9 protein-coding genes are annotated in these 11,594 nt (G+C 69.0%); 6 read left to right on the top strand and 3 right to left on the bottom strand.

Features of this window, described 5'->3' with window-relative positions:
* Positions 1 to 4 precede the first annotated feature (4 nt).
* Genes KF887_17650 through KF887_17625 form a run of 6 tightly spaced genes read left to right on the top strand, consistent with a single transcriptional unit; the run spans position 5 to position 7,335 of the window.
* Entirely contained in the window at positions 5 to 1,003 is a 999-nt protein-coding gene (locus KF887_17650; protein ID QYK41179.1) for an ABC transporter permease, read from the top strand.
* A 50-nt stretch (positions 1,004 to 1,053) separates the two neighbouring features.
* On the top strand, positions 1,054 to 2,187 hold the full coding sequence (locus KF887_17645; protein ID QYK43634.1) for an ABC transporter permease: 1,134 nt from the start codon (positions 1,054 to 1,056) through the stop codon (positions 2,185 to 2,187).
* Between the two features lie 48 nt (positions 2,188 to 2,235).
* The gene (locus KF887_17640) at positions 2,236 to 3,447 is read left to right on the top strand and encodes a glycosyltransferase family protein (GenBank protein QYK41178.1); all 1,212 of its coding nucleotides are present in this window, start codon (positions 2,236 to 2,238) and stop codon (positions 3,445 to 3,447) included.
* Entirely contained in the window at positions 3,444 to 4,694 is a 1,251-nt protein-coding gene (locus tag KF887_17635) for a glycosyltransferase family 4 protein (protein QYK41177.1), read from the top strand. The genes KF887_17640 and KF887_17635 overlap by 4 nt, the downstream gene beginning before the upstream one ends.
* Entirely contained in the window at positions 4,691 to 5,845 is a 1,155-nt protein-coding gene (locus KF887_17630) for a glycosyltransferase (GenBank protein ID QYK41176.1), read from the top strand. The genes KF887_17635 and KF887_17630 overlap by 4 nt, the downstream gene beginning before the upstream one ends.
* A 56-nt stretch (positions 5,846 to 5,901) precedes the next feature.
* Complete coding sequence (locus KF887_17625; protein ID QYK41175.1) at positions 5,902 to 7,335, top strand: mannose-1-phosphate guanylyltransferase/mannose-6-phosphate isomerase; 1,434 nt, start codon at positions 5,902 to 5,904, stop codon at positions 7,333 to 7,335.
* A 123-nt stretch (positions 7,336 to 7,458) separates the two neighbouring features.
* Here the strand turns inward: KF887_17625 and KF887_17620 are convergent, their stop codons facing one another.
* From KF887_17620 to KF887_17610, 3 genes are read right to left on the bottom strand one after another with little or no spacing between them, the layout of a single operon-like run.
* Complete coding sequence (locus tag KF887_17620; protein QYK41174.1) at positions 7,459 to 8,319, bottom strand: MBL fold metallo-hydrolase; 861 nt, start codon at positions 8,317 to 8,319, stop codon at positions 7,459 to 7,461.
* 23 nt (positions 8,320 to 8,342) lie between these two features.
* Entirely contained in the window at positions 8,343 to 8,807 is a 465-nt protein-coding gene (locus tag KF887_17615) for a cyclic nucleotide-binding domain-containing protein (protein ID QYK41173.1), read from the bottom strand.
* Between the two features lie 41 nt (positions 8,808 to 8,848).
* A complete protein-coding gene (locus KF887_17610) occupies positions 8,849 to 11,569 on the bottom strand; it encodes an ATP-binding cassette domain-containing protein (protein ID QYK41172.1) in 2,721 nt (906 codons plus the stop codon).
* Between the last annotated feature and the right edge of the window lie 25 nt (positions 11,570 to 11,594).

Raw genomic sequence — 11,594 nt, 5'->3', positions numbered from 1 at the left:
ACCGATGCTGGGTTACATCCTCTGGCGCTGCCTCGTCATGGTGCCGACGCTCGTGCTCATCTCGATGCTGGTGTTCTGCATCATCGAACTGCCGCCCGGCGATTTCTTCGAAAGCCACATCGCCGAACTCCGCGCCCTGGGCGAGGCCGCCGACCTGGCCGAGATCGAGATGCTGCGCGAACGCTACGGCTTCGACCAGCCGATGTGGTGGCGCTACCTGACATGGGTCAGCGGCTTCCTTGTGGGCGACTTCGGCTATTCCTTCGAGTATCGCCTGCCGGTCAGCGAGGTCGTGGGCGACCGGCTGTGGCTGACCATCCTGCTGTCCACCTTCACGATCATCTTCACCTGGGCGCTGGCCTTCCCGATCGGCATCTATTCCGCCACCCACCAGTATTCCTGGGGTGACTACGGGCTGACCTTCCTCGGCCTGCTGGGCATCGCCATCCCCAATTTCATCCTGGCCCTGGTGATGATGTTCTTCGCGAACATCTGGTTCGGGGTGTCGATCGGCGGCCTGATGGACCGCGAATTCGTCGACCAGTCGATGAGCTGGGAAAAGACCAGGTCGATCCTGTCGCACATCTGGATTCCGGTGGTCATCATCGGCACGGCGGGGACCGCCGGCATGGTGCGCCGGCTGCGCGCGAACCTGCTGGACGAACTGCAGAAGCAATATGTGGTGACCGCCCGCGCCAAGGGCCTGCACCCGCGCAAGGTGCTGCTGAAGTACCCCCTGCGCATGGCGCTGAACTTCTTCATCGCGGACATCGGCTCGATCCTGCCCGCGATCATCTCGGGGGCCGAGGTGACGGCGATCGTTCTGTCGCTCGAAACCACCGGGCCGATGCTGATCCGCGCCCTGCAAAGCCAGGACATGTATCTGGCCGGGTCGTTCCTGATGTTCCTCGCGGTCCTGACGGTGATCGGGGTGCTGGTGTCCGATATCGCGCTGGCGATCCTCGACCCGCGCATCCGCCTCGGCGCGGCGGCCGCGAAATGACCGCGATGCCGCCCGAAACCCCCGGCCCGCTGCCCGAACCCGGTGCGCCGATGGCGCATTACGTCTCGGCCGCGCCCTTCGATCCGCATTCCGCCGAGAAAGCGGGCGAAAAGGCCGGGCAGGCGTCGCAGATGCGGCTGATGTGGCTGCGGTTCCGGCGGCACCGGCTTGCCGTCGCCTCGGGCGTGTTCCTGATCGTCGTCTACCTGTCGATCCTGATCTGCGAGTTCCTGGCGCCCTACCACCTGCACACCCGCAACGTCGATGCGATCTACGCGCCGCCGCAGCAGGTGCGCGTCTGGCGCGACGGCGCGCTCGTGGCGCCCTATGTCTACGGCCGGACCATGACGCTCGACATGGAAAGCCTGCTGCGGGTCTATGCCGACGACCCCGCCGACGTGCAGCCGCTGAGGTTCTTCTGCAAGGGCGATCCCTACCTGTTCTGGGGCATGATCCCGGGCGACCGCCACCTTGTCTGTCCGGCCGAAGGCGGGCAGCTTTACCTGCTCGGCACCGACAGACTGGGCCGCGACAACCTTTCGCGCATCATCTATGGCGCGCGCATCTCGCTGACCATCGGCATCGTGGGCGTCGCCTTCAGCTTCGTCCTGGGCATCATCATCGGCGGGCTGGCGGGCTATCACGGCGGGCGGCTCGACATGATCGTGCAGCGCATCACCGAGGTGCTGCAATCGTTGCCCTCGATCCCGCTCTGGATGGCCCTTGCCGCCATCATCCCGGTAACCTGGAGCCCGCTTCTGGTCTATCTCGGCATCACCGTGATCCTTGCGATGCTGGACTGGACGGGCCTTGCCCGCGCCGTCCGGTCCAAGCTGCTCAGCCTGCGCGAAGAAGACTACGTGACCGCCGCCCGGCTGATGGGCGCGGGCCCGCGCCGGATCATCGGGCGCCATCTGGTGCCCGGCTTCATGTCGCATCTCATCGCCTCGGCCACACTGGCGATCCCCGGCATGATCCTTGGCGAGACCGCGCTGTCCTTCCTGGGAATCGGCCTTCGTGCGCCCGTCACAAGCTGGGGCATCCTGCTGACCGAGGCGCGCGGCGTAAGCGTCATCGCGCTCTATCCCTGGCTGCTGTTGCCTGTCGTTCCCGTGATCCTTGTGGTTCTTGCGTTCAATTTCCTCGGCGACGGCTTGCGTGACGCAGCCGATCCGCACAAATGACCACGTCCAGGACCGGGCTGCCCGGCCATCGCACCGCATAGGCCCCCCATGCCCGACCGGCTCGCCCAAGCGCGCATCCTGATGTACAGCCACGACACGTTCGGCCTCGGCCACCTGCGCCGCTGCCGCACCATCGCCCATGCCCTGGTCGAGGCGTTTCGCGGCCTTCAGGTCCTGATCATCTCGGGCAGCCAGATCGCGGGTGCCTTCGACTATCGCGCCCGGGTCGATTTCGTGAAGATTCCCAGCGTGATCAAGCTGCGCAACGGCGAATATTCCTCGATGTCGGCGCATATGGATGTCCGCGATACCATCGCCATGCGCCGCTCGATCATCCGCCACACGGCCGAGACGTTCCAGCCTGACATCTTCATCGTCGACAAGGAACCGATGGGCCTGCGCGGCGAGGTCGAGGAAACGCTGGTCTACCTGAAATCCATCGGCACGACGCTGGTTCTCGGCCTGCGCGAGGTGATGGATGCGCCGCATCTTCTGGCGGCCGAATGGGCGGCACAGGACACGCTGGCCCGCATCGACCGGCTTTACGATGAAATCTGGGTCTATGGCCCCCCCGAATTCCACGATCCGCTGACCGGTCTTGACGTCCCGCCCGGCGTCCGCGCCCGGATGTCCTATGTGGGCTATCTGCAGCGCCATGCCCATCAGACGGCCGGCGACACCTCGCACGGGCGCGGCGACTACATCCTTGTCACCACCGGGGGCGGGGGCGACGGCACCGATCTGGTGCGCGACGTGATGAACGCCTATCGCCACGACCCCGGCATCCCGCATCGCGCGCTGATCGTGCTCGGCCCCTACATGCCGGGCGAGGCGCGGGCGGATTTCCTGCGCGAGGGGGCTGCGATCCCGCAGATCGAGGTGATCGAGTTCAACAACCGGATGGAAGACCTGATCGCCGATGCCCGCGCGGTCGTCGCGATGGGCGGCTACAACACCTACTGCGAAATCCTGTCCTTCGACAAACCTGCCCTCGTGGTGCCCCGCACCACCCCGCGCGAGGAACAGCTTCTGCGCAGCCGCCGCGCCGCCGACCTCGGCCTGATCGACATGCTGCTTCCCGAACAGTCCGCCGAACCGGGGCGCATGGCCGCAGCCCTGCGCACCTTGCCCGACCGGCCCCCGCCCTCGGCCGCCGGGGGGGCGCTGCGGCTCGAAGGGCTGCCGAACATTGCCCGCATCGTGCGCCGCAACCTCCGCGCCCGCCGCAAATGGGGGCAGGAGATCAGGGCCGCACAGTGACAGCAGCACCCCGACGCCGGGTCGCCGTGGTGGTCAAGGGCTGGCCGCGACTGTCGGAAACCTTCATCGCCCAGGAACTGCGCGGTCTGGAACTGGCCGGCATCCCGCTGACCATCGTGTCGCTGCGGGCCCCCACCGACACCAAGCGCCACGCCGTCCATGCCGAGGTGCAGGCCCCGGTCCTGTATCTGCCCGAATACCTCTACCGCGAACCCCTGCGCGTGCTGCGGGGGCTCTGGCGCGCGCGCCGCAGCCCCGGTTTCGGCGCCGCGCTGCGCCAGTTCTGGCGCGACCTGCGGCGCGATCCCACCCCCAACCGGGTCCGGCGGCTGGGTCAGGCGATGGTTCTGGTGGCGGAATGGCCCGACGGCGCCGAATGGCTGCACGCCCATTTCATCCACACCCCGGCCTCGGTCGCCGACTACGCCGCCACCATGACCGGCACGCGCTGCACCATCTCGGCCCATGCCAAGGACATCTGGACCTCGCCGGACTGGCAGCTTGCCGAAAAACTCGCCCGCGCCCGCTGGACAGTCACCTGCACCGCCACCGGGCACCGCCATCTGGCCGCCCTCGCGCCCGATCCCGCCCGCGTCCATCTCAGCTATCACGGCCTGAACCTCGACCGGTTTCCCGTATTCGATACCCCGCGCCCGCCGCGCGACGGTTCGGTGCCGGGCGACCCCCTCACGATCCTCAGCGTCGGCCGCGCGGTGCCGAAAAAAGGCTATGACACGCTGCTGCACGCCCTGTCGCGCCTACCCGCCGACCTGCACTGGCGCTTCCTGCATCTGGGCGGCGGCGACGGGCGCAAGGCGCTTCAGGCCCTGGCCGCAGGGCTTGGCATCGCCGACCGCTGCGACTGGCGCGGTTCGGTCTCGCAGGATCAGGTGCTGGCCGCGCTGCGCCATGCCGATGTCTTCGCGCTGGCCTGCCGGGTGGCAGAGGATGGCGACCGCGACGGCCTGCCGAACGTCCTGGTCGAGGCCGCAAGCCAGGCCCTGCCGCTGGTATCGACCACCGTCTCGGCCATCCCCGAGGTCTTTGCCGACGGCGCCACCGCGCTCCTGGTGCCGCCCGATGACCCCGCCGCGCTGGCGGCGGCGCTGGAACGCGCGTTCCGCGACCCCGCCCTGCGCGCCCGGTTGGGGCAGGCGGCGGCGGACCGCGTGCGTGGCCACCTCGATTATCGCCAGAGCATCCGCGATCTCGTTTCCCTGTTCGAACGCGAATGGGCCACGCCATGAACCTTCGCGTCATGTTCTACGTTCAGCACCTTCTGGGCGTCGGGCACCTTGCCCGCGCCAGCCGCATCGCCCGCGCGATGCAGGCCGCAGGCCTGCAGGTGACGCTGGTCACCGGCGGGCACCCCGTGCCGGGCTTCCCGGGCGACGGCGTCGCGCAGCGGGCGCTGCCGCCCGTCGCCGTGGGGGACGGTGCCTTTGCCGGGCTGGTCGATGCCACCGGGGCCCCCGCCGATGCCGCCTTTCTGGATCGCCGCCGCGACCTTCTGCTGGCCGCGCTGCGCGACCTTGCCCCCGACGTGGTGATGACCGAGGCGTTCCCTTTCGGCCGCCGCCAGATGCGGTTCGAACTGCTTCCCCTGCTCGACGCCATCGCCGCCATGACGCCCCGCCCGCGGCTGGTGGCCTCGGTCCGCGACATCCTTCAGGCCCGCGCCAAGCCCGGCCGCGACGCCGAGACCGTGGCCACCATCCGCGCCCACTATGACCGCGTGCTGGTGCATGGCGACCCCGGTTTCGTGCGGCTGGAGGATACCTTTCCCCTGGCCCACCAGATCGCCGACCGCGTGGCCTATACCGGCCTCGTCTGCGGCCCGCCGCCCGACCCGTCGCCGGACCGTTTCGATGTGGTCGTCTCGGCGGGCGGCGGGGCGGTGGGGCAGGGCGTCTCCTCTGCCGCCATCGCGGCCGCGGCCCGCCTGCCCGCGGCCCTGCGCTGGCTGGTGATCACCGGCCCGAACCTGCCCGAGGCCGATGCGGCGCGGCTGGCTGCCCTTGCCCCGCCGCAGGTGACGCTGGCCCGGTTCCGCCCCGATTTCCCGCAGGTCCTGGCGGCGGCCCGGCTGTCGGTGTCGCAGGCGGGCTACAACACGGTGGGCGACATCCTGCAGGCCGGCTGCCGCGCCGTCCTCGTGCCCTATGCCGCGATGGGCGAGACGGAACAGGGCGAACGCGCCGCCCGCCTGGCGGCGCTCGGCCGCGCCACCGTGCTGGCCGAGGATGCGCTGACCGGCGACACCCTTGCCGCCGCGATCCGCGACGCCCTCGACAGCCCGCCGCCCGCCCGCATCGCCCTGCGGACGGACGGCGCCGCCGAAACCGCCCGGTGCATCGCCGCACTGGCCGGGGACCCGCCTTCCCGCACAAGGGGTTGACACCCGCAGCCCCCTGCCCGAACCATCGCCCGCATCCTGTGGCAGAGGGCGGAAACGTGGACGGCAGCATAACCCCGGTCATCCTCTGCGGCGGCTCCGGCACCCGCCTCTGGCCGCTCTCGCGCAAGAGCTATCCCAAGCAGTTCGCCGCGCTGACCGACGGCGACACGCTGTTCCAGGCCTCGGTGACGCGCAACTGCGGTCCGGGCTTTTCCGCACCCCTGATCGTCACCAACGACGATTTCCGATTCATCGTGCGCGAGCAGATGGCCGCCGCCGGGCACGAACCGGCGGGTATCCTGATCGAACCGGCCGGCCGCAACACCGCCGCCGCCGTCCTGGCCGGGGCGCTGTGGCTGCATGCCCGCGACGGCGACGACGCGGCGGTTCTGGTCGCGCCCTCGGACCACCTGATCCCGGATGCCGCCGCCTTCCGCGCCACCGTGGCGGCCGCGCTGCCCGCCGCGCGGGCGGGGCGCATCGTGACCTTCGGCATCCGCCCCGACCGGCCCGAAACCGGCTATGGCTATCTCGAACTCGGCCCGTCCCCGGCACCCGGCAGCACCGGCCCTCAGCCCCTCGCCGCCTTTGTCGAGAAACCCGATGCGGCCCGGGCCGCCGCGATGCTGGCCGACGGGCGCCACCTGTGGAACGCCGGCATCTTCCTGTTCACGGCGGGCACGCTGGTCGCGGCCTTCCGCGACCACGCGCCCGACATCCTGGCCGGCGTGACCGCCGCGCTCCGCGATGCCCGGCCCGATCTCGGGTTCACCCGCCTTGCCCCGGCACCCTGGGCCGCGCTGCCCGACATCTCCATCGACTATGCGGTGATGGAAAAGGCGCCGAACCTCTCGGTCCAGCCCTATGACGGCACATGGTCCGACCTCGGCGGATGGGATGCCGTCTGGCGCGAAAGCGGGCCCGACGCGCAGGGCGTCGCCACGCGCGGCGCCGTCACCGCCATCGAATGCACCGACAGCCTGCTGCGGTCCGAATCCGAGGGCGTCGAACTCGTCGGCATCGGCCTGTCGGGGATCGTCGCCGTGGCCATGCCCGACGCCGTGCTGGTGGCATCAAAGGACCGCGCGCAGGACGTCCGGCTGGCGGTCTCGGCGCTCAAGACGCGCCAGGCGCGGCAGGCCGAGACCTTCCCGCGCGACCATCGGCCATGGGGCTGGTTCGAAAGTCTGGCCATCGGTGACCGGTTCCAGGTCAAGCGGATCGTGGTCCACCCCGGGGCGGCGCTCAGCCTGCAATCGCATTTCCACCGGGCCGAGCACTGGATCGTGGTGCGCGGCACCGCCCGCGTGACGATCGGCGAGACGGTTCAGCTCGTGTCGGAAAACCAGTCGGTCTACATCCCGCTCGGCGCGACGCATCGCATGGAAAACCCCGGCAAGGTCGACATGGTGCTGATCGAGGTGCAGACCGGCAGCTACCTCGGCGAGGATGACATCGTGCGATACGATGACGTCTACGCCCGAAAGTGACACCCCGGCGCGCGTTGCGTTAACCCCGCCCCCGGGGCGCGGCCTGTCGGGACGGATGCCATACGCGGAACCGACGCGGGCGGGACGGGAAACCGACGCGGGTTTCCATGACCGTTCAGCGCGTTAACCCCGATTCGCCCCGCCGCGCCGTTGCAGGTCGATCACCTGCCCGTCACGCCCCATGAACGCCCGGGGAAAGGCGGTGCGCGCCTGCCGCCCGATCCGGTCCAGATCGGCGGGCATCCGCCATTCCGCATGATGGATCAGCCCCAGCCGCCGCACCCCCGCCGCCCGGGCCAGCCGCACCCCCTCCTGCCAGGTCGAATGGCCGAAACCGCAAAGCCGGGTAAACTCGGCATCGTCATAGGCCGCGTCATACAGCATCAGGTCGGCCCCCTCGGCCAGCGACAGGACCACCGGATCGGGGTTGCCGGGGTCATGCTCGGTATCGGTGATCACCGCCACCGCCCGCCCGGCCCATTCGACCCTGAACCCCACCGCGCCCCCGGGATGGTTCAGCGCTGCGCTGCGCACCCGCAGCCCGGGATGCGGCTCGATCACCTCGCCCGGCCGGAAGTCGCGCATCCCGACCCTTGCCCGGAACATGCTGGGACCAATGGGAAAATACGGCTCGCGCATGAACCCTTCGACGATCCCCGCGGTGGTCATCCGCCCGGCCAGATGCCCCGACCAGATGTCCAGCGAAACGCGGTCGTCCCACAGCGGCTTGAAGAACGGCAGGCCAAGCATGTGATCGTAATGCGCATGGCTCAGGAACAGCGTGGCCTGCCGCCGCCCGGCGGCGGCAAAGTCCGCCCCCGCCGCAGGCAGCCCCGTGCCTGCGTCGAAGAACAGGCAATGCGGCCCCAGCCGCATCTCGATGCAGATCGTGTTGCCGCCATAGCGGCCGGCCCGGGCGCCGGCCACCGGCAGGCTGCCGCGCACCCCCCAAAGGACGATGCGAAACCCCGCCTCGTCCAGCATCTCCGCCGGGGTGGCCGCGCCGGTCAGTGCATGCCTTTCTCGAGGCGGCTTTTCGCCTGCGCAAGTTCCTGGGTCGTCCGGCTCAGCCGGTCGGCCAGAACGCGGACCACCTCGATCGCCATTTCGGGGAAATCATGCATGAGTTTCAGGAAGTTCTCCTTCCCGATCCGCAGCGCCTCGACCTGGGTCACCGCCTTTACGGTCGCGGTGCGGGCGACGTCGCACAGGATCGCGATCTCGCCCACCACGGCGTTTTCGGACAGTTCCGCCACCCGGTTCGGCCCTTTCGGCCCGTCCACCAGAACCTCGGCCAGACCCGACAGGATCACAAAGGCCGCATCCCCCGCCTCGCCCTGCAGGCACAGGATTTCCCCGGGGCGATAGGTCACGCGCTCCGAGCTGAAGGCAATCAGCTTGAGCCGCGGCGGCGAAACGCCCGCGAACAGCGGCACCTGCCGCAGCATCGTCACTTCTTCGTTCAGCGCCACTCCGGACCTACCCTTCCGACGCGAAGCGTGCCCCGCTTCGATTATGCCGACATCATCCCGGCGAAGAAACCGTTCTTTTCGGTCAATTCCGTGACCGATCCCTCTTCCACGATACGCCCCTTGTCCAGAACTGCCACCCGGTCGAACTGCGCGGCCAGCAGGGGCGTGGCAAGCGCCCAGGCGATGCCCGGGGAGCGCCCGCCGCGGCGCAGATGTGCCAGCGTGGCCCGCAGGAGCTGGTCCTGCGTCCGCGGGTCGAGCGCCGAGAGAGGCCGGTTGAAGACGTAGTAGTCCGACTGCCGCAGCAGGGCCCGCGCCAAGGCCAGCTTCTGCCGCTGCGCTGCCGTCAACCGCTTGCCCCCGCTGCCCATGTGGAATTCGAGCCCGATGTTCAGAACCGCGTCATGCAGCCCCAGCGGCTGCAGCAGCCCCGTCACCACGCCGTAGATCCGTTCGGTTCCGTCGCGGTATTTCTGGCTGATCCGACCGAACAGCATGTTGTCCAGCAGGGTCGAGGACCCGATGAACCGCCCGGGATCGTAGGGTTCGAACCCGTCGCGCAGCGACTGCGGCATCGCCTCGCGGAAGGCTGCGCGGAAGGCCACGATCTCGGCCATCAGCGCAGGGGTCATCAGACCGAAGCGGTGGCGCGGCTCGACATAGGCGAAACTCAGGCGGATCATGCGCGTCCGGTCGGCGGCCGTGGCCTGCACGCCCGGCGCGTCAAGCCGCGCGAGGATCGCGCTGAAATCCGGCAGGTCGTCCGCCGTCACCAGCGTCTGCTGCTGCAGCAAGGGATGATCGGGCGGCAGGTCGCCGAACAGCTCGACCGCCGTGCGCGCAATCTCGCGCCCCATGTCGTAGAGCCGGTTGTCGAGCCCGGATTGCGCGAGGATGGTGCGGAAATAGCTGTTCTGGCCAATGTCGGACGGCCCGAGTTCGGGTGCCCGCGCGTGGCCAAACAGCAGGTTCTCCAGCACCGGCGCCTCGGCATTGTAGGCGCCCGGCTCGAACGGAACGATCAGGTCGTCCAGCGACTGCGCGCGCAGTGCCGTCCGCAGGTCGGCCCGCATCGCCACGATCCGTTCGGCCAGATGCGGGTGAGCGGCAGGGTCGATGCTCGACCGCAGCGCGAAATCCAGGACATCGCGGGTCAGCGCCACGGTTTCCAGTGCCGCAAACACCTGTGTCCAAAGCAATTTCGGGTCGGCGCAACCGGCGTGGGCATAGTCGATCCAGTCGCCGTCAACGTCATGTTCGGGGTTGCCGGCCCGCCGGGCCTCGGCTCTGGCCCAGTCGCGGTGCGCGCGCGCGGCGCTGTCCAGATCGGCTTCGCGCAGCGGCGCGTGGCGCAGGCCATAGACCAGGTTGTCGCGGACCGTGCCGAAAAAGAAGAACGGATCCGGACCGGCATAGGTCACGGCCCTGCCGGTCACCCACTCGGGCAGGTCGCGCAGGTCGGTTTCGCCTGCCGTGACCCGGCCCGCAGTGGGCCAGACCACCCGCGCCAACGCCTCGGCCAGCGTGTCCGTCCCCGATCCCGTGGGGCCGACAAGGGCCACCGTCTCGCCGGGACGCAGCGCAAAGGTCACGCCGTCAAGCGCCACCGCCCCGCTGTCATCGGCCACGATCAGACCCTGCGCGGCCAGCGGCGCACCAAGTCGCCCTGACGCCGCCTCGACCGACACGGCCTGAAGCGACGGGTCCATCACCCCCTCGACGGCGAACTGGCTGACGACCGTCTGGTACTTCACCTGCACGTCCTGCCGGTTCTGGTCCCAGTCGATCAGCTCCTTCAGCGGACCCGGCAGATCCTTGTAGGCGGCGATCACGGCGACAAGCTGTCCGATGTCGAGGCGCCCATTCAGCGCCAGCCATCCGCCCACGATGTAGAACAGGAATGGCGTGACCTGCGCCAGGAAGTTGTTGATGAACTTCACCATGAACTTCCACTGGTAGATGTCGAACCGGATCTTGAAGATCCGGCCCAGCCGCGCCCCGACGTCGGCGCGTTCCCAGTTCGAGGTATCATAGGCATGCACCGTCTGGATGCCCTCGACGATCTCGCTGACCCGTCCGGCCAGTTCGCGCGCGGTCAACTGCCGCTGACGCCCCAGCACCAGCAGCCGCCGCCGGAGCCGCGGGATCAGCAGCGCCTGCACGGCAACGATGGCCGCCGTCATCAGGCCCAGCGGAACGCTTTGCACGAAGATGAACAGCAGTGCCGTCGCAGCCTGCCCGCCCAGCAGCGCAGGCGTCACAAAGGCCTCGCCCGCGAACCCGCCCATCGGCTCGACCTCGTCCTTCACCATGCCCGCGACTTCGGCCGGCTTGAGGCGTTTGAAGGTTGCGGGCGGGAAGCGCAGGATATGGTCGATCAGGTTGAACCGCAGCCGCCGCAGCAGCCGTTCACCCAGCCGGCCCTTGTAGGTGTTGATGTAGAACTTGAAGAGTCCGTTGACCACGACCAGCCCGAGGAACACGAAGCTGAGCGCGAACAGCATCCCCATCCGGTCCAGATCCCACCCGGGCAGGATGGTAACCTGGCCGATGACCGGCAGGTCCGGCGCGAAGCGCAGGAAGGTCTGCGTTGCGCCCGGCTCCTCGAACCCCGCGCCCTGGATCGGACCGTTCACGATGTCCTTGGGCAGGTTGAAGGACATGTAGTAGGGGATCATCGAGATCACCACGATGGACAGCACCCAGGCCTGCTGGGTCCGGGTATGGGTCCAGATGTAGCGGGTGATGTTCGGCTCGATCATGGTCGCGCGACGGTTCCGGTATGCG

It is taken from the genome of Paracoccaceae bacterium (genome assembly GCA_019454225.1).
Taxonomy (GTDB): Bacteria; Pseudomonadota; Alphaproteobacteria; order Rhodobacterales; family Rhodobacteraceae.
The sequence above is the reverse complement of the archived record's forward strand: the minus strand, read 5'-3'. Positions and strand labels throughout refer to the sequence as shown.